Raw genomic sequence first — 22,282 nt, forward strand, 5'->3', positions numbered from 1 at the left:
ACACGCACAAGTCGCTTGAAGCCTCCACCTCTAAGCGAAGCGTAGGTGGCGGGTAGTTCACTGGCCGTAATCGTTCCAGTTTGATGTGGTATAATGAGAGCGGAACGTTCAACGTAAGGGGTTTGCTGCGATGAGCCATGAATTGCTGCGGCAGCCGAAATGGCGGGTCATCGACCAGTCGCATTTCGGTCCGCTGTTTGATGCGAAACAATCGTTTGCCATCGATGATGCATTATGCACCGCGGTTGGTGCGGGACAGTCGGATGCAGTCGTCCGCACGTGGGTGCATGAGAATACCGTCGTCTTAGGCGCCGCTGATACGAAGCTTCCGTACATCGATGAGGCCATTTCGTTTTTGCGCCAGGAAGGGTATCGCGTCGTCGTCCGCAATTCCGGCGGGTTGGCCGTTGTCCTTGACAGCGGGGTGTTGAATATTTCGCTCATTTTTCCGGAAACGAAAAACACGATTGCCATCGAGCAAGGGTATGAGGCGATGTATGCGCTCATGGCCGCCATGCTTGCCTCATACGGCGCCCGCGTTGAGGCGGGGGAAATCGTCGGTTCGTATTGCCCGGGGAGCTATGACTTGAGCATTGGCGGCAAAAAGTTTGCCGGCATTTCGCAACGGCGCGTGCGCGGCGGCGTTGCCGTGCAAATCTACCTTTGCGTCAACGGGAGCGGAGCCGCGCGGGCTGAGCTTATTCGCCGTTTTTATGAGCTCGGCCGCCAAGGAGAGAAAACGAAATTCGCCTACCCCGATGTTGTCCCAACTGTCATGGCGTCGCTGTCTGAGCTTCTCGGCTGCGAGTTGTCGATCGATGAGCTGCTTGTCACCCTTTGGCGCACGCTGCAGTCGTTTGGCGGCGAGCTATATTCGTCTGCCCTCGAGAACGGCGAATGGAATTGGTATGAGCAGTATTGGGCGCGCATCGTCGAGCGGAATGAAACGGCGCTCAGCGGTGCGCTTTCAGCAGGGGAGTAAGGGAAGCAGTCCGTCCGGCGGCAGGCGAAGAGCCTGCGTTCATCGCCTGACGCCGCCGGCGGACAAAAAGGATGCCCCGTGTCTCGGCCGCACCGGAGAGAGTGCGATCAAGGCGCAGCCATGGATAGGGCATCCTTATTTATTTACTCCGCGATTTTTTCCAAGTTGCCGTTCGGGTCCATGCGGAAGGTCAGTCCCCGCTCTTCTTCCTCTTTTAACACCATTTTGCGCGCTCGGTTGATGATTTTCACGAGCGTCTCGAAATCTTCTTGCACCGTTGACGAGTTTTCTTCTAATTTCGCAACCTTTTCTTCAAGCTCTTTATTTTTTTGCTTTAATTCTTCAATTTCGCGGCGTAGCCGCTTGTTTTCTTTGATCAGCGTCTCCCGTTTCCGTTCATGGGATTGGAACGTTTTCAAAAAAGCGATCACTTGATCCAGCGTCACTTGTTGCGGCGGGGAGGACGGGATGACGGCAGGCAGCTGCATCACCTCTCCCAGCTCTTCGAGTGATGGCATCGGCGGCTCGTACAGACGCCGCTTTTTCGCGCCGCCTTGTTTGGCGAGCAGCCGTTGCCGTTCTTTTCGCTGTTTTTTTGCCAGCTGCAATGCTTCTTCGTAGCGATGGCGGACGACCGCGTTCCAGCGAAAGCCGCAGGCGGCCGATGTCCGGTTCAGCCTGTCGCCGACTTCTTCAAAGGCGTTGAGTTGGGTGCTCCCTTCGCGCACATGGCGCAATACCGTTTCCGCCAATAATAAATCATCTTCTTCCGTCCAAGCGTCTTGCCGTTGTTTCACTGTTCTCCACTCCTTCTTTCAATGCTAGTAAAAGCATGGACAAAATAAAATGAATTTATACGTTGCAAGTTTACAGGATTGACAAGTTGAAAGAATGAAAGGCCGCAAACTTGCAATTTTCTTCGGGAAGCGGTAGAATACACAAAGCAAACGCTGCAGAAAGGGATGACGCATAATGGCAAATGAGTTTCGCGTTTGCGACGACTGCAAGGCGCCGAATTTAAAAACATTGATTCCGCGTTTGAAAAAGCTGGATCCGGATGCGGTCATTAAAATCGGCTGCCAGTCGTATTGCGGTCCGGGGCGGAAAAAAACGTTCGCCTTCGTCAACAACCGCCCGGTGGCAGCGCTGACGGAGGATGAGCTGATTGAAAAAGTGGCTGAAAAGCTGAAAAAACGGTGACGAATCACCTTCTTTGCCGAAAGAAGGTGATTTTTTGTTTTTTCCGTCAATAATGGAGAAAGACGGAGAAAAAAGTCAACTATTTCTTTGCGCCTGAAAACGGCGTATAATAGATATACGTTGGAGACGGAAAAAAGGAGGACGCGATGTATTCCGGCGGGCAGCTTGACGAAGAAAAAGTGTTTAAAGATCCGGTGCACCGATACATACATGTTCGCGACAAAGTGATTTGGGATTTGATCGGCACAAAAGAATTTCAGCGCCTGCGCCGCATCAAGCAGCTCGGCACGACATATTTGACGTTTCACGGCGCCGAGCACAGCCGGTTTAACCATTCGCTCGGCGTTTACGAAATCATCCGCCGCATCATTGACGACGTGTTTGTCGGCCGCGATCATTGGGATCATAGCGAGCGCCTTCTTTGCCTATGCGCGGCGCTCTTGCACGATTTAGGGCACGGCCCGTTTTCCCATTCATTTGAAAAAGTGTTTCGCCTTGACCACGAAGATTTTACACAGGCCATCATTTTAGGCGATACAGAAGTGAACGCCGCACTTCGCCAAGTGGATGACGATTTTCCGCGAAGGGTCGCTGAAGTGATCGCCAAAACGTACCCGAACAAGCTTGTTGTGAGCCTCATTTCGAGCCAAATTGACGCCGACCGGATGGATTATTTGTTGCGCGATGCCTACTACACCGGCGTCAGCTACGGCTATTTTGACATGGAGCGCATTTTGCGCGTCATGCGCCCGCGCGAAGACCAAGTCGTCATCAAACGAAGCGGCATGCATGCGGTCGAGGATTACATCATGAGCCGCTACCAAATGTATTGGCAAGTGTACTTTCATCCCGTGACGCGCAGTGCGGAAGTCATTTTGACGAAAATTTTGCATCGGGCGAAAAAGCTGTATGAAGAGGGGTATCGTTTTCAGACGAAGCCGGTTCACTTTTTGTCGTTTTTTGCGGGAAACGCGCCGCTTGGCGATTACTTGGCGCTGGATGAGGCAGTCATCTTGTTTTACTTCCAGCAATGGCAATACGAACGGGATCCGATTTTAAGCGATCTGTGCCAGCGGTTTGTCCGCCGCCGCCTGTTCAAATATACGGAGTTCCATCCGACGAACGAGCAAATGGCGAAGCTCATTGAGCTGACCGGTTTGTTTCAAAAAGCAGGGATTGACCCGGACTACTACTTGGTCGTCGATTCGTCGTCCGATTTGCCGTATGACTTTTACCGGCCGGGCGAGGAAGGAGAGCGCCTGCCGATTTATTTGTTGATGCCAAACGGGGAGCTTCGCGAGCTGTCGCGCGAATCGGTGCTCGTTGACGCCATTTCCGGGAAACGGCGCACCGACCATAAGCTGTATTTCCCAGCTGATTTCCTGGAAGACTTGTCGACGAAGCGGACAGTGAAGAAAAAGATTATGGAAATTTTAAAGGGTTAGGAGATGACGGAGAGTGCTCACAGAGCATGCGAAAGTAATGAAGGCGTTGGCGGCCGCCGGGGAAATTGCCGGCCGCAAAAAGCTGCAAAAAATGATCTACATCGCGAAAAAGCTCGACTTTCCGTTTTACGAGAAATTCGATTTCCACTTTTACGGCCCGTATTCGGAAGAGCTGACATGCCGCATCGAAGAGCTGTGCGCGCTCGGCTTTTTGCATGAAGTGAAAGAGAAAAAGAGCGGTTATATGCAATATCGCTATACATTGACCGAAGCGGGCGAACAGTTTTTGCGCCATTATGACTGGGACATGCCGGGTCTTGCCGAATGCATGCAAGCGATGAACGAACAAAATGCCCGTTTTTTGGAACTTGTGTCCACCGTACTTTATTTTGAACATTTGCCGAAAGACGAAGTGAAAGAGAAAATTGCGGTGTTAAAAAGCAAGCAGCGCTATACGGAAGAAGAAATCGATGAGGCGTACGCGTACATTGAGGCGCTGCGCAGCCGATGCCACAACAAAACTCGCGTGTAGGCGGGCGGAAAAAGCTGCTTCAACGTATCATCAGTTGGCCATAGACGAAAAGGGGCTGACCCAAAAAGCCGTCTGTCTTCAGGATAGACACAAAATATAGTGCGAAAGAAGCGGTTAGTGCGTATATATAGAGACGAAAGAGGGTGTCCCGATCCTTTTGGGACACCTCCTTCTTCTTTTTGGTTAATGCGGCAAAAACGCCAGCTGCAAAAAGAACAGCACCGCCAGCACGTACAGCAGCAACGGCACATCGCGCCAGCGGCCGCGGGCGATTTTTAAGAGCGGGTACGAGATGAAGCCGAGCGCGATGCCGGTCGCGATGCTGGAGGTGAGCGGCATGCTTAAGATGATGAGAAAGGCCGGGAACGCCTCGTCGAGCTGATGCCACGAAATATGGGCGATATTGCTGATCATCAAGCTCCCGACGATGATGAGCGCCGGGGCGGTGATGGCCGATAACCCGGCGACCGCGCCGACCAGCGGGCTGAAAAAGGCCGCGATGACAAACAGGACAGCGACGGCGAGCGCCGTCCAGCCGGTGCGTCCGCCAGCGGCGACGCCGGTTGATGACTCGATGTACGCTGATGTCGGGCTTGTGCCAAACATGGCGCCGATGGTCGTCGCGACCGAGTCTGCCAACAGCGCCTCGCGGGCGCGCGGCAGCGTGTTCCCTTTCATCAGTCCGGCTTGCTGGGCGACGCCGATCATTGTGCCGGTCGTATCAAAGAGTGTGACGAGCAAAAAGGAGAAGACGACCGCGTACAAACTATGGCCGATGACGTCCCCGATGGCCGCGAATGGATTGGTAATGATCAGCCCTTCTGGCAGCGACGGCAGCGAGACGATGCCTTTGTCAAAGTGAAGTTGCCCGGTCGCATAGGCGATGATGCCGGTGACGACCATGCCGTAAAACAGGGCGCCGTTGACGCCGCGCATCATCAGAATGAGCGTCACCGCCAGGCCGATGAGCGTCAACACGGCCGACGGGGCATGCAAGTCGCCAAGCGCGACCAAATTTTGCGGATGGGCTTGGATGATTCCGGTCAGCCGCAGGCCGATAAAGGCGATAAACAGCCCGATGCCAGCGGTGATGCCGTGTTTTAAGCTGTCGGGGATCACTTCGATCAGCTTGCTGCGGAGCGGGGTGAGCGACAGCAGCAAAAACAACATTCCTGCCACAAACACGGCGGAAAACGCGGTTTCGTACGAAATGCCGCCGTGCGAGCCGACGACGGAATAGGCGAAATAGGCGTTCAGCCCCATGCCGGGCGCGATGGCGATCGGATAGTTGGCAAAGATGGCCATCCATAGCGTGCCGACGACGGTCGCGATGACGGTGGCGGTGAACGCCTGTTCAAACGGGACGCCGGCATCTGATAAGATGACCGGATTGACGACGATGATGTACACCATGGTGAAAAAAGTCGTCAGGCCAGCGAGAAATTCCGTTTTGCGGTCAGTCTGTTTCTCTGCGAAACGAATCATGGGCCACCTCCTAAAAAACGAACAATGTCAGAAACCATTATAAATAATATTCGTTTTTCCCTAAAAATGCAACGGGAGCGCTTCATGCGCCCCCGCTCTTGTGTCACTCTGTGTCGCTCAGCCGTTTTCCGGCGATCGCATAATGGTCTTTCGTCATTTCTTCAATGAATACGACAACGCTCTCCCGTTTCGCCCCTGTCGTCTCGACGACGGCGTCCGTCACTTTTTCAACAAGCGCTTTCTTCTGTTCATCCGTGCGGCCGGCGAGCATTTTGATCGTTACGTACGGCACGGTTGTCCCCCCATTTCATTGTCGAGTGCTGTCGCGCTTATTATACCACGGGATGAGGAAGTTCAGTCCACTTTTTTCTGCTAATCATGTATACTAAAGATAGTGAATATAGGGAAAAGGAGTTTATGAAGTGGATCGAATTTTGCCGTATTCGTTAAGTGAAATTCCGTACGTGCTCTTGACGCTGGCGTTAGCATTTTCCGTGCATGAGTTCGCCCATGCCTACGTTGCTTACAAGTTCGGCGATCCGACGGCGAAAAATCAAGGGCGGCTGACGTTATCACCGTTTGCCCATTTGGATTTGCTTGGCACCCTGCTTATCTTTCTCGCAGGGTTTGGCTGGGCGCGGCCGGTGCCAGTCAATCGCTTTTATTTCAAAAATCCGCGCCTTGCCGGCATTCTCGTGTCGGTTGCCGGACCGCTGAGCAACCTCGTGCTTGCCGCGCTTGGATTTGTCATTTGGTACGCGATGATCGATTTCGGCCTCATGCGGGCGCTGCCGGATTGGTTTGCGGCCGGGTTTGATCTGTTTTTCCAAATTTTTATCAGCTTGAACGCTGTCTTGTTTTTGTTTAATTTATTGCCGTTTCCGCCGCTTGATGGGTATCGTATTATTGAAGACTTGGCCCCGGATGGGCTGCGAGCGAAAATGACGCAATGGGAAAGCTACGGGGCGCTCATTTTTCTCATCCTTGTGCTCACGCCGCTTGACCGCTATACGATTGAGCCGGTGTTTCAAGTGGCGCTGCCGTTTGTATTGGAAAATTTGCAGTCGTTGGTCGCCAATTTGTTTATGTAAGGAAGGAGGAACAAGCGGAATGGAGCAAAAAAAGAAAAAAAACATCGGCTTTAATATCATCAAAGACGATCCGACCGACGGGCACCGCGGCTTTGGCGCCGGGGCGTTGAGCTTAGAAAACGTTTCGCCGGTCATCATTGACGTCGAAGCGGGCGAAGCGTTCGTCGATATGGGGGCGATGCATGCGCGCAGCGCCGTCGAGCGCGGCATCAAGTTTTTGCCCGACCGTTCCGCCGTGCCAAACGGCAAGCCGTATTGGATCGTCTGGGTGACGATTGAACGACGCGAGGACGGCCCGTATTACGCCGGGGTGACGGCGTGCGAAATGACGATCGACCGTGAGGCGCGCCGCGGCTATAAGTTATTGCCGGAACATGTGAACCGGCTCGATAAATCGCTAAAGCGGCACATTATTGTCGATCATATGGACGCGAAATCAAAACGGGTGCTCGCCGACTTTTTGAAAGGGCACGACATTGGGATGTGGAACCGTTCGAGCGACAAGCTGAAACAAGATTTGGAAGTGGAAATGTGACGGTTTTGTGAAAAGATATGGGCAAGGGCTTGTTCTTGTGTGAAAAAAAGGATAAACTAAATCTACATGTATAACACAGGAAAACTAGGACAAGAAAATCCCCTGCGTGCATACGCAGGGGATTTTCTTGTTTAAAACCATGGGAACCATTTCTCGAACCAGCTTTGATTGTCTTCTTTTTTCTTCTTTTTCTTTTCCAAATGGTCGGTGCAATAGTCGGTCGGTTCTGTACCGATGAGATAGTACGTTTTTCGTTTCACCGGACAGGAGTCGGTGGCCAGCTTGCCGTTTTGCGGGTCGATGTAGACGCCGATGACGCCTTTGGTCGGTTTGAACGATTTTTTCGGTTCGCCAGCGAGGCTTTGTTCCATAAAGTGAACCCATATTTGTTTGGCATATTGCCTTTCCGCAGGACGATCCATCGTTTCTCCGCGATCGTAGCCGGTCCAGACGCCGGCGACTAGTTGCGGGGCGAACCCGATCATCCAACTGTCCGTTTTCGTCGTTCCCGACTTGCCGGCGTACGGACGCGTGATGTCATCGATGATTGACTGCCCGGTGACGGTTGTATAGCCGTTTAACTTCGGGTCGAACATCCCGGTCATTAAATGGGTCGTCACAAACGCCGCGTCGCGGTCGAGCACTTGCCGGCTCTCCGGCTTATGTTCATATAGCACGTTTCCGTTTGCATCCACGACTTTTTGAATAAACACCGGTTCGGTTTGTTTGCCGTAGTTGGCCAGCGTGCTGTACGCGGCCACCATGTCGATCACTTTCACGGGCGAGGTGCCGAGCGCCAACGACGGCACTGCTTTCAATCTGCTTGTGATGCCGAGCGCTTTCGCTGTGTCGACGAGTTTGTCGGCGCCGATGAACTGGAGCGTTTTCACCGCAAAGACGTTGTCGGATACGGCGAGCGCCTCGGCGAGCGTGATCGGGCCGTTGGCATAGTAGTCATTGTAATTATGGGGGGTGTACGACGATCGGCCGCCGTTAAACGTAAATGTCGTCAGCTCGCTGCGCAGTTGGGTCGATGGGGTGAATCCTTGCTCGATCGCCGCGTAATACAAAAACGGCTTAAATGTCGACCCTGGCTGGCGTTCCGCCTGCACGGCCCGGTTGAATGGGCTCTCTTCGTAGTTGCGTCCGCCGACGAGCGCCTTTACTTCCCCGGTGCGTGGATCCATCGACACAAGCGCCGCTTGAATGGCGGAGTGCGGGTCGATGATGCGACGGATTTGCTCTTCGGCAATCCGTTGCAGACGCGGATCCAGCGTCGTATAAACGCGCAGCCCCCCAAGCTCGATCGTCCGCTCATCCAGGCCGAGTTTCGTGCGCAACTGCTGTTTGACGACATCTTGAAAATACGGAGCGATCGGCTGCTCTTGTTCCCGGTGCCGGGCGTAGACGAGTTTGTCGCGGTACGCCTGCTCCGCTTCTTGGCGGCTGATGTAGCCGGCTTCCACCATGGAGGTGAGCACGATTTTTTGCCGCGCTTTCGCACGCTGTTCATTGACAAACGGCGAGTAGTAATACGGCCCTTTCGGAATGCCGGCGAGCATGGCTGCCTCGCTGAGCGTCAGCTCGCTCGCGTGCTTGCCGAAATAGTAGCGGGCTGCCGCCTCAATCCCGTAGGCGCCATGGCCGTAGTAAATCGTATTCAAATAGCCTTCCAAAATTTGATCTTTGCTGTAGTTGGCTTCAAGCCGGATGGTGTACAACGCTTCCTGGATTTTTCGCGACCACGTTTTTTCATGCGTCAAAAACAAGTTGCGCGCATACTGCTGGGTGATCGTGCTCGCCCCTTCGACTTTTGCCATCGCCTCGACATTCGCAATGATGGCGGCGGCGATTCGCTTCAAATCAAACCCGTGATGTTCGTAAAACTTCCGGTCTTCAACGGCGATCGTCGCTTCGATGATGTGCGGGGACATGTCTTTGAGCCGAACCCAATAGCGTTTTTGACCATGGTCGCTTTCCCCGATTTTGCTGCCGTCAGCGGCATAAAAAATCGTCGTCTGCGGCACGGCGACCGGCGGGGCGCCTTCGATTTTCGCGAACAACACAAAGCTCCCGAGAGCGGCGAAGGCAAAGATGACGAGAAAAAAGCCGATAAAGACGGCGGCGCGCACATATTTCCACGTGCCGCGAAAACGGCTGCCCGGGATCGGTTCCATTGCGCATCACCTCAACGGTTTTGGCGTTGTTTTAGACATGCGGGCGGACGCCCGGCTGAATGCGCCGCCTTGCTTTTGTCAAGGCTTCGCCAGCGAGGTTTTCCGCTTTTTCTTACCAGTATGAAAAAAAATTTTTTATTTTAAACTTGTTCCTCTTGCATTTTTGCTAGATTGCTCTATACTTTTTCATGTTTAGTTTTTCGTTGGCTAAGGAAAACTTGTATAGTAAGCAACGCTCGGAGAAAGGATGTTACCGATGGAACTTTGGTTTACCGAAAAGCAAACGGAGCATTTTGGCATCACCGCACGCATCATCCGCACTTTACATACAGAACAGACGCCGTTCCAAAAGCTCGATATGGTCGAAACGGCGGAGTTTGGCAACATGCTCATTCTAGACGGCATGGTCATGACAACACAAAAAGACGAGTTCGTCTATCATGAAATGGTCGCCCATGTGCCGCTGTTCACCCACCCCAATCCGGAAAACGTGCTTGTCGTCGGCGGCGGCGACGGCGGCGTCATTCGTGAAGTGCTGAAGCACCCAAGCGTCAAAAAAGCGACGCTTGTCGAAATTGACGGCAAAGTGATCGAGTGCTCGAAAACCTACTTGCCGGAGATTGCCGGCAAACTCGATGATCCGCGCGTCGAAGTGAAAGTCGATGACGGGTTTATGCATATCGCCAAAAGCGAAAACGAGTATGACGTCATTATGGTTGACTCAACCGAACCGGTCGGCCCAGCGGTCAACTTGTTCACAAAAGGGTTTTACGCCGGCATCGCCAACGCGTTGAAGGAAGACGGCATTTTCGTCGCCCAAACGGACAATCCGTGGTTTAAGGCCGATTTGATTCGCAACGTATACCGCGATGTGAAAGAAATTTTCCCGATCACCCGTTTGTATACGGCGAACATTCCGACGTATCCGAGCGGGCTCTGGACGTTTACGCTCGGCTCGAAAAAATACGACCCGCTCGCTGTGAGCGACGACCGGTTCCATGACATTGAGACGAAATATTACACGAAAGAATTGCACAAAGCGTGTTTCGTCTTGCCGAAATTTGTCGCGGATTTAACGAAGTAAGGGGGCGCAGGCAATGCGATTTGATGAAGCCTATTCGGGCAACGTGTTTATCGGCAGCCATCCGAATTTTGAAGAAAGCGAAGCCGTCATTTACGGGATGCCGATGGACTGGACGGTCAGCTACCGGCCTGGCTCACGGTTTGGCCCGGCCCGCATCCGCGAAGTGTCGATCGGGCTTGAGGAGTACAGCCCATATTTGGACCGCGAACTCAAAGACATCCGCTACTTTGACGCTGGGGACATTCCGCTGCCATTTGGCAATGCGGCCCGCAGTTTGGAGCTGATTGAACAGTTCGTGAAAAAGGTGCTTGACGCCGGCAAATTTCCGCTCGGCCTTGGCGGCGAGCATCTTGTCTCCTGGCCGGTCATGAAAGCGGTGTATGAATACTACCCGGATTTGGCCGTCATTCATATGGATGCGCACACGGACTTGCGCGAACATTACGAAGGCGAGCCGCTGTCGCATGCGACGCCAATCCGCAAGGTCGCTGACCTGATCGGCCCGACGAATGTCTTTTCGTTCGGCATCCGCTCCGGCATGAAGGAAGAGTTCGAATGGGCGAAAGAAAACGGCATGTACATCGCCAAGTTTGAGGTGCTTGAACCGCTCCGCTCCGTGTTGCCGAAGCTCGCTGGCCGTCCGGTGTATGTGACGATTGACATCGATGTGCTTGATCCCGCTCATGCCCCAGGCACTGGGACGGTCGATGCCGGCGGCATTACGTCAAAAGAGCTGCTTTCGGCCATTCACGAGATCGCCCGCTCCGACGTGCGAGTCGTTGGCGCCGATTTGGTGGAAGTCGCACCGATTTACGACCATTCCGAACAAACGGCCAATACGGCGAGCAAGCTTGTGAGAGAAATGCTGCTTGGCTGGGTGGCGAAGTGAAAAATGAGAAAAAGCGCCTAAATCGCAAGTTTGCGAGGGCGCTTTTTTCTTTGGTGGGACAAAAGATGCAGGAATATGAGCGTACGGAGCGTAATAATATGTAATGTATTTACAGAAAAAGGAGAGGGGGAATGAAGATGGGCGTGAAGCTGATCAAAATTTCCGTTGTGTACTTTGTCATTGGCGTCTGTATGGGGCTTGGCATGTCGATGACCCATTCGTTTGCGCTGACCCCGGTCCATGTCCATATCAACTTGCTTGGCTGGACGGCCTTGACGCTTGCTGGCATCATCTATCATTTATTTCCACAAGCGGCGGCGACGAAATGGGCGAAAGTGCATTTCTGGCTGCACAATATCGGCCTGCCGGTCATGATGATCGGTCTCATTTTCGTCGTTTACGGCAACGAAGCGTTCGTGCCGGTGACAGCGATTGGCGGGGTGCTCGTCGTGATAGGTGTCATTCTTTTTGCTATTAACGTGTTAAAAAATGTTCGGGCGTCATCATAAAATACCGATGGAACAAAGAGGGTGTCCCAAAAGGATCGGGACACCTTTTCTTATTACCGTATGTAGGTATAAAACAATCATTAAGAAACGATATGTTGTGTTTTGTTTAAGGAAAAACAACCTTTTGGGTCAGCCCCTTTTTTTGCCCACTGGAGCGGAAATCTGCCATCGGGTTTGTCCCCTCTTGAATGGAGCGAAACAGTTCATTATACTATAAATTATGACTGTTTGTTCGCAAAGGTGTGTTCATCGATATGAAGGAAACAAACGGCATCCCGGCGCGCCTCCGCCAAGTGGCTGTCATTCGCGACGGTCCGCGCCAAGAGACGGTTGTGCTTGAGGCGGATGGCACGTATTACATAAAAGGGGAAACCGTTTATTTGCAGTTTGCCGAAGAAAACGAACTCGGGCGGGTGAACAACATTGTGAAAATCGCGCCTGACGAGGTGACCGTCCTTCGTTCCGGAGCGGTCGAGATGCGGCAAACGTTCCGCCGCCGCCAAGAAACATCGGGCCATTATGGGACAGCGTTCGGACGATGGGCGCTGGCGGCCAAAACGAGCTCCATGGAGTTTCACTATGATGAGCAGCGGAAAAAGGGGCGGCTCTTTCTTTCCTATGAACTGATGCTAGGCGATGAGCGAAGCGGGCGCCATACGTTGACGTTGACATTTAAGGGGGTATAAGCGGTGAACATTGTCGGACAAATCAAGGAAAAGATGAAAGAAGAAATCCGCCAGGCGGCGGTAAGAGCAGGGCTGGCTTCGGCCGACGAGCTGCCGGATGTGCTGCTTGAGGTGCCGCGCGACAAGGCGCATGGCGACTACTCGACGAACATCGCCATGCAGCTCGCCCGCATCGCGAAAAAACCGCCGCGGGCGATCGCCGAAGCCATCGTCGGGCAGCTTGACCGCGAACGCATGTCGGTCGCCCGCATCGAGATCGCCGGGCCGGGGTTTATTAACTTTTACATGGACAACCGCTATTTGACGGCGGTCGTGCCGGCGATTTTGCAGGCGGGACAAGCGTATGGCGAATCGAACGTCGGCAACGGGGAAAAAGTGCAAGTCGAGTTCGTCTCGGCCAATCCAACCGGAGACCTGCATTTAGGTCATGCCCGCGGCGCGGCGGTCGGCGATTCGCTTTGCAACATTTTGGCGAAAGCCGGGTTTGACGTGACGCGTGAATACTATATTAATGACGCCGGCAAGCAAATTTACAATTTAGCGAAATCGGTCGAAGCCCGTTATTTTCAGGCGCTCGGTGTCGATATGCCGTTGCCGGAGGACGGCTATTACGGCGACGATATCGTCGAAATCGGCAAAAAGCTTGCCGAAGAGTACGGCGACCGGTTTGTCGAAATGGAGGAAGAAGAAAGGCTTGCCTTTTTCCGCGACTATGGGCTCCGCTATGAGCTTGAAAAAATCAAAAAAGACTTGGCCGACTTCCGTGTGCCGTTTGACGTCTGGTATTCGGAAACATCGCTCTATGAAAGCGGAAAAATCGACGAAGCGCTTTCCACTTTGCGCGAGCGCGGCTATATTTACGAGCAGGACGGGGCGACATGGTTCCGTTCGACGGCGTTTGGGGACGACAAAGACCGCGTCTTAATTAAGCAGGACGGCACATATACGTACTTGCTTCCGGACATCGCCTACCATCAAGACAAGCTGCGGCGCGGGTTCAAAAAGCTCATCAACATTTGGGGGGCGGACCACCACGGCTACATTCCGCGCATGAAGGCGGCGATCGCTGCGCTCGGTTATGATCCGGAGGCGCTTGAAGTGGAAATCATTCAAATGGTGAACCTATACCAAAACGGTGAGCGCGTCAAAATGAGCAAGCGCACCGGCAAGGCGGTGACGATGCGCGAGCTCATGGAAGAAGTCGGCGTCGATGCCGTCCGCTATTTCTTTGCGATGCGCTCGGGCGATACGCATTTGGATTTTGACATGGACTTGGCCGTGTCGCAGTCGAATGAAAACCCGGTTTACTACGTCCAATACGCGCACGCCCGCGTTTCGAGCATTCTTCGCCAAGCGGAGGAACAACACATTTCCTATGACGGCGACTTAGCGCTTCACCATCTTGTGGAAACGGAAAAGGAAATCGAGCTGCTCAAAGTGCTCGGCGATTTCCCCGATGTCGTCGCCGAGGCGGCGCTCAAGCGGATGCCGCATCGCGTCACCGCCTATGCATTCGATTTGGCTTCCGCGCTCCATAGCTTTTATAACGCGGAAAAAGTGCTTGATCTGGACAACATCGAAAAAACAAAAGCCCGCCTCGCGCTTGTCAAGGCGGTGCAAATTACGCTGCAAAATGCGTTAGCGCTCATTGGCGTTTCAGCGCCGGAACAAATGTAAACGAACGAGGGGGAGCGACTGCTCCCTCTTTTGTTTGGGCATTCTAAAGAAAAACAGTGGTGGAGGATCAACAAATGAAAGAAGTTGTACTATCGCTCATCACCGGCATCGTTGTCGGCTTTTTGTTCACCTTGCTTCGGTTGCCGATTCCCGCTCCCCCGGCGTTGGCCGGCATCGCCGGCATCGTCGGGGTGTATCTCGGCATGCGGTTGTTTCAATGGTTCACGGTGTTTTGGAAGTAAGCACTTGCATGATCAAACGGGGAACAAAACCCGGTTGGCGCAATTTTGGCAGCATCAAGCCGCCGGAAGCGCCGGCCGGGTTTTTTTGCTTCTTCTGTTGCTTGGGAGGGAAATGGAACTTCAGACCGGTCAAAGCCAGGCGGAGATGAGCTGGGAAATCGACTGTTTGCCGCGGTCAAGAAGCGAACGTTTTTGCCAAAAGTCGACCGTCAGCGGCTCGGCGCGCAACAAATCGCGCTCGATCGCCCGTTTGACGAGGCGGGTAAACGCGCGGTCAAACACATAGCAGTTGATTTCGCTGTTTAAAAACAAGCTGCGCCGATCGAAATTTGCTGTGCCGACGTCGCACCACTCCTCATCGATGACGAGCGTTTTTGCATGGTAAAATCCTTGGTAAAAGCGGTAAATGCGCGCGCCGGCTTTCAAGAGTCGATAAAAGTACGGATAGGCAGCCTCTTTGACAAATAAATGGTCCGCCTTCAGCGGCACAAGGACGGTCACACGCACCCCGCGCCGAAGCGCTTGCATCAGCTCGTTAAACAGCGGCCGGCTTGGGATGAAGTATGGGCTGCCGATCATAATTTCTTTTTTCGCCTGGCGGATGACCTCGATAAACTGTTCTTCAAGGGCAGCGCCGTTGGTGGCGACGAGCTGATGGCGAATGGCGCCGGCCGGAAGCGGCGGGAAGTAGCGATGTTTGTCAGGCACCGTCCGACCCGTTGCTTCTTCCCAGTCGTGCAAAAACTGTTCTTGCAAGTCGTGAACCCCTTCGCCGTTCACTTTTAAGTGGTAATCGCGCCATTCGCCGAAGTTGGCGTCTTTTCCGTTGTATTCACGGCCGATGTTAAAACCGCCGATGTAGCCGACCCGCCCGTCGATGACCGTAATTTTCCGATGGTTGCGGCGGTTGAGGCGGTAAATGAAAAACGGAAAGCGCGGCTTTCGGGCATAGGCGAACTCCACCCCGCTTTCCTCGAGCGAACGGATGAGCGCTTTCGGCAGTCCAAAGCTGCCGATCCAATCGGTCAACACTCGCACTTTCACGCCGGCAGCTGCTTTTTCCTTTAAAATCTGGAAAAATGGCGCGCTCGTTTCGTCATTTTTTATAATGTAAAACAAGACGTGAATATGATCGCGGGCGCGGCCTAGTTCAGCGAAGTAATCAGAAAATAAATGCCTGCCGTTGATATAGAGGGAAATATCGCTTCTCCGCTCCGGGTAGACGACTTTTTTGCGCCCATTGCGGAAGATGAACTGTCCAAGCTTGTCATCAAGATAAACAAGCAGCAATACGATGGCAATGACGGAAATGACGACCATATCTTCTCCTCCTATGTCGATTCGGTATTTATTAATGTGCCCGAGAACGCGCAAAACGTTTCAAATTGCATCTACCGTGAACATACCCAAACCCCAAATGAATAAAATTTCCATATTGATGAATTTTTTTCGTCATGGGAGTCTATAGAGGGCTGAACAAATCGATGATTCCCCCGCGATCGCTCCGTTGCAAAGGGAAAGTTTTCGCGGCTGGGATGAAAAAAAGGCTATTGACTGAATGCTCATTCATTTGTACAATAGACATAAAGCGAATTCTGAAAATTTCTTTTGTTATGGCAACACATTCGCTCGAAAAACGGGGGAAGGGGAGAGAAGATGAATGCCTTGTTGGTGGTGAACTGGCTCGCGTTTTTGCTTGTAACCGCTTACGCAATTTACTTGTTTGCATATGTCGTAAAAACGCGGGCGATGTACATCAAACTCGGCAAAAAATTCGAGTTTGACCACAAAGTAAAAGAGCGGCTGCGAAACATCTGGGTCAACGTGTTCGGCCAGAAAAAGCTGCTCAAGGACAAAAAAAGCGGACTGATCCACGTCGTCTTTTTCTATGGCTTTATTCTCGTCCAATTTGGCGCGATTGATTTCATCATCAAAGGGCTTGCGCCGGGGGCGCATTTGCCGCTTGGGCCGCTGTATGCGGGATTTACGTTTTTCCAAGAAATCGTTACCTTGCTTATTTTGATCGCGGTGCTCGCCGCCTTTTACCGCCGTTACATTGAAAAGCTCGTCCGTTTAAAGCGCGACTTGAAAGCTGGGCTTGTCCTCATCTTCATCGCCGGGCTCATGCTGTCGGTGTTGTTCGGCAACGGGATGAGCATCATTTGGCACGGCGAAGAAGCGACATGGAGCGAGCCGGTCGCCTCGCTTATTGCTGCCGCGTTTTCCTGGGTCGGCGAAACGGGGGCTGCGGTGCTCTTCTTTATCGCCTGGTGGGTGCATCTGTTGATTTTGCTCACGTTCCTCGTGTACGTGCCGCAATCAAAGCACGCCCATTTGATCGCTGCGCCGATCAACGTCTTTTTCAGCCGGCTGACGCGGCCGAAGCTTGCGCCGATCCATTTTGAAGACGAAAGCCAAGAATCGTTTGGCGTCGGCAAAATTGAGGATTTCACGCAAAAGCAATTGATCGACTTGTATGCCTGTGTCGAATGCGGCCGCTGCACAAGCATGTGTCCGGCGACCGGCACGGGGAAAATGTTGTCGCCAATGGATTTGATTTTAAAATTGCGCGACCATTTGACGGAGAAAGGGGCGGTCGTCACGTCACGCACGCCGTGGGTGCCCGCGTTCGCTTTCAAACATACAAGGGGCAATCAGCTCGCGTTCGCCGCGGCGTCGGAGCAGGCGGCGACGATCGAAATGCCAAGCTTAATCGGCGATGTCATCACCGAAGAAGAGATTTGGGCCTGTACGACGTGCCGCAACTGTGAGGACCAATGCCCGGTCATGAATGAGCATGTCGATAAAATCATCGACTTGCGCCGCTATCTTGTCCTGACGGAAGGACGGATGAACCCGGACGCGCAGCGGGCGATGACGAACATCGAACGCCAAGGCAATCCGTGGGGCTTGAACCGAAAAGAGCGGGAGAACTGGCGCGAGCTGCGCGATGATGTGCATGTGCCGACCGTCAAAGAGGCAGCGAAAGCGGGAGAGGAAATCGAGTACTTGTTCTGGGTCGGCTCGATGGGGTCGTATGACAGCCGGAGCCAAAAAATCGCCCTTGCGTTTGCCAAACTGCTGAACGAAGCGGGCGTCAAGTTTGCGATTTTAGGCAACAAGGAGAAAAACTCGGGCGATACGCCGCGCCGGTTAGGAAATGAGTTTTTGTTCCAAGAATTAGCGACGAACAACATCGCGGAATTTGAAAAAGCGGGCGTCAAGAAAATCGTGACGATCGACCCGCACGCTTACAATACGTTCAAAAATGAATACCCGGATTTTGGGTTCGAGGCCGAAGTGTATCATCATACCGAGCTGCTCGCCAAGCTCATCGAAGAAGGGCGGCTCGTGCCGAAACATCCAGTGAATGAACGCATTACGTTCCATGACTCGTGCTATTTAGGACGCTACAATGACGTCTATGACGCGCCGCGGAAAATTTTGCGCGCTATCCCGGGCGTCGAGCTTGTCGAAATGGAGCGCAACCGCGAACGCGCCATGTGTTGCGGCGCCGGCGGCGGCCTCATGTGGATGGAGGAGACGACCGGCAACCGGATTAACGTCGCCCGCACTGAGCAAGCGCTCGCTGTCAATCCGACGGTCATCAGCTCCGGCTGTCCGTACTGTCTGACCATGTTGTCAGACGGCACGAAGGCCAAGGAAGTGGAAGACCGCGTCTTTACGTACGATGTCGCCGAGATTTTGGCAAAATCAGTATTTGGTGAAGAAAAAGAAGAAGCGGCGTCGTAAAAATAGTTGCGAAGACAATTTCTATTTTTTAAAATAATAAGTATAATGAAAGAGAAGGTGTATGATCGTACACCTTCTCTTTCGCACCACGACCGAGCGAGCGTTCAGTCTGTGTTTTGTAATCGCTTTCTTATCCGATGAAAAGGGGAGAGGAATATGGGAAAAACAGTGATTGTCAGCGGGGCGCGCACCCCGTTCGGAAAACTCGGCGGTTCTTTGCAAGCGCTGTCAGCGTCAGAACTCGGCGGCATTGCCGTGAAAGAAGCGCTTGCCCGCGCGGATGTGAGCGCGGAACAAGTCGATCATGTCATTTTAGGCACCGTCTTGCAAGGCGGACAAGGACAGCTCCCATCGCGGCAGGCGATGCGCCATGCCGGCATTCCGTGGCATGTTCGCACCGAGACGGTCAATAAAGTATGCGCATCGGGCATGCGCGCCGTGACGCTCGCGGATCAGCTCATCCGCTTAGGCGACGCCGATGTCGTTGTCGCGGGCGGGATGGAATCGATGAGCAACGCCCCGTACGTGCTGCCGAAAGCGCGCTGGGGGTTGCGAATGGGCGACAGCACGGTGAAGGATTTAATGGTGTATGATGGCTTGACATGCAGTTTTACCGGCGTCCATATGGGCGTTTATGGCGGGAATACAGCGCGTGAACTTGGCATTACACGCGAGGCGCAGGATGAGTGGGCGTACCGCAGCCATATGCGAGCCATTGCCGCCATCGAAGCCGGTCGGCTCGCGGAAGAGATCGTTCCGGTGACGATTCCGCAGCGCAAAGGAGAGCCGCTTGTCGTCGAACACGACGAGGCGCCGCGCAAAGACACGTCGCTTGAAGCGTTGGCGAAACTGCCGCCGGTGTTTGACCCGGAAGGAACGATCACTGCCGGCAACGCCCCGGGCGTCAACGACGGCGCCGCGGCGCTCGTCTTGATGAGCGAGGAGCGCGCCGCCCGCGAGGGGCTTGAGCCGCTCGCGACTGTTGTCGCCCACACCGCCATCGCCGTTGAGGCGAAAGATTTCCCAAAAACGCCGGGACTTGTCATCAACGAGCTGCTCCGCAAAACGGGAAAAACGGTCGACGACATTGCCTTGTTCGAAATAAACGAAGCGTTTGCCGCTGTTGCTCTTGCTGCGATCCAAATCGCCGGCCTTGACCCGGAAAAAGTGAACGTCAACGGCGGCGCTGTCGCCCTCGGCCACCCGATCGGCGCGAGCGGCGCACGCATCATCCTCACGCTCATTTATGAGCTGAAACGCCGCGGCGGCGGCCTCGGCATCGCCGCCATCTGCAGCGGCGGCGGCCAAGGCGACGCCATCTTGGTCGAGGTATAACGAGCGGGGCGCGGCGGGCAAGCGGCATGCCGCCGTCGCCTTCCAGTGTTGCGCCAAGGCATAGGATGCGGCGTGTGACCGTCTGCCCCAAGCGTTGCGTCATGAGGCATCGCGCCATATGGTGCGGCATGCCGTCGCTGTCTCTGCCGCAGCGTGCGGCACGTTGCTCATTGCCGCAACAGCCGCGGCATCAACGGTTGACAGCAGGGGTTGTTGTGATGACGATGCAAAGACCGTTTGCCGTTGGTTGCTGGCGGCAGTGAGACATATGAGTTTAGGCGCGGAGAAGGAAACGCAAAGCGGACGATAGGGGGAACAGAAGATGGATGTGAAAACAATCATGGTCGTCGGCGCCGGACAGATGGGGTCAGGAATCGCTCAAGTGTGCGCCGTCGCTGGCTATCAAGTGTTTTTGTACGACATTAGCGAAGCGCAGTTGGACAAAGGAATCGCCAACATCGAAAAAGGGCTCGCCCGCCAAGTGGAAAAAGGGAAAATGACAGCGGTGGACAAAGACGCAGCGCTCGCGCGGCTTGCCCGCTCGACCGACTTGCATGCCGCCGCTGAAGCGGATCTTGTCATTGAAGCGGTCGTCGAAAACATGGACGTGAAAACAAAGCTGTTCGCCGAGCTCGATGCGCTCGCCCGCCCGGAGACGATTTTAGCGTCGAACACGTCGTCGCTGCCGATTACGGAAATTGCCGCCGCGACGAAACGGCCAGAGAAAGTGATCGGCATGCACTTTATGAACCCGGTGCCGGTGATGAAGCTCGTCGAAATTATCCGCGGATTGGCGACGGCTGATGACGTGTATGAAACGATCGAAGCCGTTGCCCGCAAGCTCGGCAAAGTGCCGGTCGAAGTGAACGACTTTCCGGGCTTTATTTCGAACCGCGTTCTCATGCCGATGATCAACGAAGCGATTTACGCCTTGTACGAAGGGGTGGCGACCAAAGAAGCCATCGATGAAGTGATGAAGCTCGGCATGAACCATCCGATGGGTCCGCTGACGCTCGCTGATTTTATCGGGCTCGATACGTGCTTATACATTATGGAAACGCTTCATGAGGGGTTCGGCGATGACAAATACCGCCCATGCCCGCTCTTGCGCAAATATGTGAAAGCCGGATGGCTCGGCCGCAAGACGGGCCGCGGATTTTACACGTATGAATAAACCGCTTGGCGTCGCTCCAGGACAACGCCGAAGCGTGCCGCAATGTGCGTGGGGCGGCGCCCGCTATGCTGTCTGCCGACCGTAACGCCGCACGTTAGGTGCATGCGGGAACGCTGTTTTACAGCCTATAAGGCAAATCTATAGAATCGTTCAGTTGCCTGCTGGCTGCCCCATGGAGCGGAGGAGCGCCTGAAAACACCATTGTGTCAGCGACATCGGAAGGAGGCCATTTCATGGAATTTCGCTTCACCGAAGAGCAGGAAATGATGCGGCAAATGGTGCGCGAGTTCGCCGCGGCGGAGATCGCCCCATTTGTCGAGCGCATGGAACAAGGGGAGTTTCCGCGCCCGATTTTAGCGAAAATGGCCGAACTCGGCCTAATGGGCATCACTGTCCCGGAGCAATATGGCGGCGCGGGTATGGACTTTGTTTCGTACATCATCGCCATTCATGAAATTTCTAAAGTGAGCCCGACCGTCGGTGTCATCTTATCAGTGCACACGTCGGTCGGCACGAATCCGATCTTGTATTTCGGCACCGAAGAACAGAAACAAAAATACGTGACAAAGCTCGCCCGAGGTGAGTACTTGGGGGCGTTTTGCCTTACTGAACCGAGCGCCGGCTCGGATGCGAAAAGCTTGAAGACGAAAGCGGTGCGCCGTGGAGATCGTTATGTGCTAAACGGCTCAAAAATATTCATCACCAACGGCGGGGAGGCAGATACGTACATCGTCTTCGCCCGCACGAATCCGGAAGAAGCCGGAAGCCGCGGCATTTCCGCGTTCATTGTGGAAAAAGGGACGCCAGGGATGTCGATTGGCAAAGATGAGAAGAAGATGGGGCTGCACGGGTCGCGGACGGTGACCATTACGTTTGAAGACGCCGAAGTGCCGGCGGAAAACTTGCTCGGTCAGGAAGGGGAAGGATTTAAAATCGCGATGGCCAACCTTGACGTCGGTCGGATCGGCATCGCCGCCCAAGCGCTCGGCATCGCGGAGGCGGCAGTCGAACATGCCGTCGCCTACGCGAAAGAGCGGGTGCAGTTTGGCAAACCGATCATCGAGCAGCAAGGCGTCTCTTTCAAGCTTGCCGATATGGCGACGGCGGCGGAAGCGGCGAAATGGCTCGTCTATCGCGCCGCTTGGCTGCGCGCGCAAGGGCTGCCGTGCGGAAAAGAGGCGTCGATGGCGAAGCTCTTCGCTTCACAAACAGCGATGGACAATGCCATCGAGGCGGTGCAAATTTTCGGCGGCAACGGCTACACGAAAGACTACCCGGTCGAGCGGCTGTTCCGTGACGCGAAAATTACGCAAATTTACGAAGGAACGAGCGAAATTCAGCGCATCGTCATCAGCAAACATTTGTAACCAGGCATGTTGATGAACCAATCCAAACCAGATGAGAAGGCTCTGTTCCTAGCTTTTCTGCCGTAGTCGGCAAGCCGTTCGCTTGCCGACTGGGCATGCGACAGCATGCCCTCCTCGAA

Annotated in this window: 22 protein-coding genes; 17 read left to right on the plus strand and 5 right to left on the minus strand. The window is 53.9% G+C overall.

What is annotated here, in order from left to right; translation table 11 throughout:
* Positions 1-130 precede the first annotated feature (130 nt).
* Positions 131-982 (plus strand): octanoyl-[GcvH]:protein N-octanoyltransferase, encoded by an 852-nt coding sequence (locus CWI35_RS10980; RefSeq protein WP_119877729.1) that lies wholly within the window; start codon positions 131-133, stop codon positions 980-982.
* A 143-nt stretch (positions 983-1,125) separates the two neighbouring features.
* On the opposite strand, the gene CWI35_RS10985 is transcribed toward CWI35_RS10980, so the two are convergent.
* Entirely contained in the window at positions 1,126-1,779 is a 654-nt protein-coding gene (locus CWI35_RS10985; RefSeq protein WP_119877730.1) for an RsfA family transcriptional regulator, read from the minus strand.
* A gap of 175 nt (positions 1,780-1,954) precedes the next feature.
* Here CWI35_RS10985 and CWI35_RS10990 point away from each other — a divergent pair, with 175 nt between their 5' ends.
* The 3 genes from CWI35_RS10990 (at position 1,955) to CWI35_RS11000 (ending at position 4,159) form a co-directional block, all read left to right on the plus strand.
* On the plus strand, positions 1,955-2,182 hold the full coding sequence (locus tag CWI35_RS10990; RefSeq protein WP_025948348.1) for a YuzB family protein: 228 nt from the start codon (positions 1,955-1,957) through the stop codon (positions 2,180-2,182).
* A 146-nt stretch (positions 2,183-2,328) separates the two neighbouring features.
* The gene (locus tag CWI35_RS10995; RefSeq protein WP_021321330.1) at positions 2,329-3,627 is read left to right on the plus strand and encodes an HD domain-containing protein; all 1,299 of its coding nucleotides are present in this window, start codon (positions 2,329-2,331) and stop codon (positions 3,625-3,627) included.
* 13 nt (positions 3,628-3,640) lie between these two features.
* Positions 3,641-4,159: a YwgA family protein gene (locus tag CWI35_RS11000; RefSeq protein WP_021321331.1), complete on the plus strand. Its 519-nt coding sequence runs from the start codon at positions 3,641-3,643 to the stop codon at positions 4,157-4,159.
* A gap of 183 nt (positions 4,160-4,342) precedes the next feature.
* Here the strand turns inward: CWI35_RS11000 and CWI35_RS11005 are convergent, their stop codons facing one another.
* Both CWI35_RS11005 and CWI35_RS11010 read right to left on the minus strand, forming a co-directional pair.
* Entirely contained in the window at positions 4,343-5,644 is a 1,302-nt protein-coding gene (locus CWI35_RS11005; protein WP_021321333.1) for an NCS2 family permease, read from the minus strand.
* 103 nt (positions 5,645-5,747) lie between these two features.
* Positions 5,748-5,936: a 2-hydroxymuconate tautomerase gene (locus CWI35_RS11010; RefSeq protein WP_014196981.1), complete on the minus strand. Its 189-nt coding sequence runs from the start codon at positions 5,934-5,936 to the stop codon at positions 5,748-5,750.
* Between the two features lie 130 nt (positions 5,937-6,066).
* Between CWI35_RS11010 and CWI35_RS11015 the strand changes: the two genes are divergently transcribed.
* Together CWI35_RS11015 and CWI35_RS11020 are read left to right on the plus strand one after the other, a co-directional pair.
* Positions 6,067-6,735: a site-2 protease family protein gene (locus CWI35_RS11015; RefSeq protein WP_014196980.1), complete on the plus strand. Its 669-nt coding sequence runs from the start codon at positions 6,067-6,069 to the stop codon at positions 6,733-6,735.
* Positions 6,736-6,754: 19 nt separating this feature from the next.
* The gene (locus tag CWI35_RS11020; protein WP_014196979.1) at positions 6,755-7,270 is read left to right on the plus strand and encodes a YwhD family protein; all 516 of its coding nucleotides are present in this window, start codon (positions 6,755-6,757) and stop codon (positions 7,268-7,270) included.
* Between the two features lie 131 nt (positions 7,271-7,401).
* Here CWI35_RS11020 and CWI35_RS11025 read toward each other — a convergent pair whose 3' ends face one another.
* Positions 7,402-9,447, minus strand: a complete 2,046-nt coding sequence (locus CWI35_RS11025) for a transglycosylase domain-containing protein (RefSeq protein WP_021321336.1) — start codon at positions 9,445-9,447, stop codon at positions 7,402-7,404.
* Positions 9,448-9,703: 256 nt separating this feature from the next.
* On the opposite strand from CWI35_RS11025, the gene speE reads away from it, so the two are divergent.
* The 6 genes from speE (at position 9,704) to CWI35_RS11055 (ending at position 14,534) form a co-directional block, all read left to right on the plus strand.
* A complete protein-coding gene (gene speE, locus CWI35_RS11030; protein WP_014196977.1) occupies positions 9,704-10,531 on the plus strand; it encodes a polyamine aminopropyltransferase in 828 nt (275 codons plus the stop codon).
* A 13-nt stretch (positions 10,532-10,544) separates the two neighbouring features.
* On the plus strand, positions 10,545-11,420 hold the full coding sequence (gene speB / locus CWI35_RS11035; RefSeq protein WP_014196976.1) for an agmatinase: 876 nt from the start codon (positions 10,545-10,547) through the stop codon (positions 11,418-11,420).
* A 131-nt stretch (positions 11,421-11,551) separates the two neighbouring features.
* On the plus strand, positions 11,552-11,929 hold the full coding sequence (locus CWI35_RS11040) for a hypothetical protein (RefSeq protein ID WP_011232870.1): 378 nt from the start codon (positions 11,552-11,554) through the stop codon (positions 11,927-11,929).
* 254 nt (positions 11,930-12,183) lie between these two features.
* A complete protein-coding gene (locus CWI35_RS11045) occupies positions 12,184-12,615 on the plus strand; it encodes a YwiB family protein (RefSeq protein WP_011232869.1) in 432 nt (143 codons plus the stop codon).
* Positions 12,616-12,618: 3 nt separating this feature from the next.
* The gene (gene argS / locus CWI35_RS11050) at positions 12,619-14,292 is read left to right on the plus strand and encodes an arginine--tRNA ligase (protein WP_011232868.1); all 1,674 of its coding nucleotides are present in this window, start codon (positions 12,619-12,621) and stop codon (positions 14,290-14,292) included.
* A gap of 74 nt (positions 14,293-14,366) precedes the next feature.
* Positions 14,367-14,534 (plus strand): XapX domain-containing protein, encoded by a 168-nt coding sequence (locus CWI35_RS11055; protein WP_013146634.1) that lies wholly within the window; start codon positions 14,367-14,369, stop codon positions 14,532-14,534.
* A gap of 129 nt (positions 14,535-14,663) precedes the next feature.
* On the opposite strand, the gene cls is transcribed toward CWI35_RS11055, so the two are convergent.
* Positions 14,664-15,854 carry a cardiolipin synthase gene (gene cls / locus CWI35_RS11060; RefSeq protein ID WP_015376075.1) on the minus strand — a complete coding sequence of 397 codons (1,191 nt, stop codon included), beginning with the start codon at positions 15,852-15,854 and terminating at the stop codon, positions 14,664-14,666.
* Positions 15,855-16,190: 336 nt separating this feature from the next.
* Between cls and CWI35_RS11065 the strand changes: the two genes are divergently transcribed.
* The 5 genes from CWI35_RS11065 to CWI35_RS11085 all read left to right on the plus strand — a co-directional run bounded on the left by CWI35_RS11065 (position 16,191) and on the right by CWI35_RS11085 (position 22,163).
* Positions 16,191-18,287: a heterodisulfide reductase-related iron-sulfur binding cluster gene (locus CWI35_RS11065; protein ID WP_014196973.1), complete on the plus strand. Its 2,097-nt coding sequence runs from the start codon at positions 16,191-16,193 to the stop codon at positions 18,285-18,287.
* 156 nt (positions 18,288-18,443) lie between these two features.
* Positions 18,444-19,622 carry an acetyl-CoA C-acetyltransferase gene (locus CWI35_RS11070; RefSeq protein WP_015376074.1) on the plus strand — a complete coding sequence of 393 codons (1,179 nt, stop codon included), beginning with the start codon at positions 18,444-18,446 and terminating at the stop codon, positions 19,620-19,622.
* Positions 19,623-19,740: 118 nt separating this feature from the next.
* Positions 19,741-19,932, plus strand: coding sequence for a hypothetical protein (locus CWI35_RS11075; RefSeq protein WP_081601545.1), 192 nt, complete (start codon positions 19,741-19,743; stop codon positions 19,930-19,932).
* 12 nt (positions 19,933-19,944) lie between these two features.
* On the plus strand, positions 19,945-20,796 hold the full coding sequence (locus tag CWI35_RS11080) for a 3-hydroxybutyryl-CoA dehydrogenase (RefSeq protein ID WP_011232862.1): 852 nt from the start codon (positions 19,945-19,947) through the stop codon (positions 20,794-20,796).
* A 233-nt stretch (positions 20,797-21,029) separates the two neighbouring features.
* Complete coding sequence (locus tag CWI35_RS11085; protein WP_015376073.1) at positions 21,030-22,163, plus strand: acyl-CoA dehydrogenase; 1,134 nt, start codon at positions 21,030-21,032, stop codon at positions 22,161-22,163.
* Positions 22,164-22,282 lie beyond the last annotated feature (119 nt).

Origin of the sequence: [Bacillus] caldolyticus (genome assembly GCF_003595605.1) — a bacterium.
GTDB lineage: Bacteria > Bacillota > Bacilli > Bacillales > Anoxybacillaceae > Geobacillus > Geobacillus thermoleovorans.

Bases quoted from the DNA above. Each gene is read 5' to 3' on its own strand.
- CWI35_RS11045 (WP_011232869.1), top strand. From the start codon at position 12,184: ATGAAGGAAACAAACGGCATCCCGGCGCGCCTCCGCCAAGTGGCTGTC.
- CWI35_RS11085 (WP_015376073.1), top strand. From the start codon at position 21,030: ATGGAATTTCGCTTCACCGAAGAGCAGGAAATGATGCGGCAAATGGTG.
- CWI35_RS11055 (WP_013146634.1), top strand. From the start codon at position 14,367: ATGAAAGAAGTTGTACTATCGCTCATCACCGGCATCGTTGTCGGCTTT.
- CWI35_RS11005 (WP_021321333.1), bottom strand. From the start codon at position 5,644: ATGATTCGTTTCGCAGAGAAACAGACTGACCGCAAAACGGAATTTCTC.
- CWI35_RS11040 (WP_011232870.1), top strand. From the start codon at position 11,552: ATGAAGATGGGCGTGAAGCTGATCAAAATTTCCGTTGTGTACTTTGTC.
- CWI35_RS10990 (WP_025948348.1), top strand. From the start codon at position 1,955: ATGGCAAATGAGTTTCGCGTTTGCGACGACTGCAAGGCGCCGAATTTA.
- CWI35_RS11065 (WP_014196973.1), top strand. From the start codon at position 16,191: ATGAATGCCTTGTTGGTGGTGAACTGGCTCGCGTTTTTGCTTGTAACC.
- CWI35_RS11020 (WP_014196979.1), top strand. From the start codon at position 6,755: ATGGAGCAAAAAAAGAAAAAAAACATCGGCTTTAATATCATCAAAGAC.
- CWI35_RS10995 (WP_021321330.1), top strand. From the start codon at position 2,329: ATGTATTCCGGCGGGCAGCTTGACGAAGAAAAAGTGTTTAAAGATCCG.
- CWI35_RS11070 (WP_015376074.1), top strand. From the start codon at position 18,444: ATGGGAAAAACAGTGATTGTCAGCGGGGCGCGCACCCCGTTCGGAAAA.
- CWI35_RS11080 (WP_011232862.1), top strand. From the start codon at position 19,945: ATGGATGTGAAAACAATCATGGTCGTCGGCGCCGGACAGATGGGGTCA.
- CWI35_RS11075 (WP_081601545.1), top strand. From the start codon at position 19,741: ATGGTGCGGCATGCCGTCGCTGTCTCTGCCGCAGCGTGCGGCACGTTG.
- speE (WP_014196977.1), top strand. From the start codon at position 9,704: ATGGAACTTTGGTTTACCGAAAAGCAAACGGAGCATTTTGGCATCACC.
- speB (WP_014196976.1), top strand. From the start codon at position 10,545: ATGCGATTTGATGAAGCCTATTCGGGCAACGTGTTTATCGGCAGCCAT.
- cls (WP_015376075.1), bottom strand. From the start codon at position 15,854: ATGGTCGTCATTTCCGTCATTGCCATCGTATTGCTGCTTGTTTATCTT.
- CWI35_RS11025 (WP_021321336.1), bottom strand. From the start codon at position 9,447: ATGGAACCGATCCCGGGCAGCCGTTTTCGCGGCACGTGGAAATATGTG.
- CWI35_RS10980 (WP_119877729.1), top strand. From the start codon at position 131: ATGAGCCATGAATTGCTGCGGCAGCCGAAATGGCGGGTCATCGACCAG.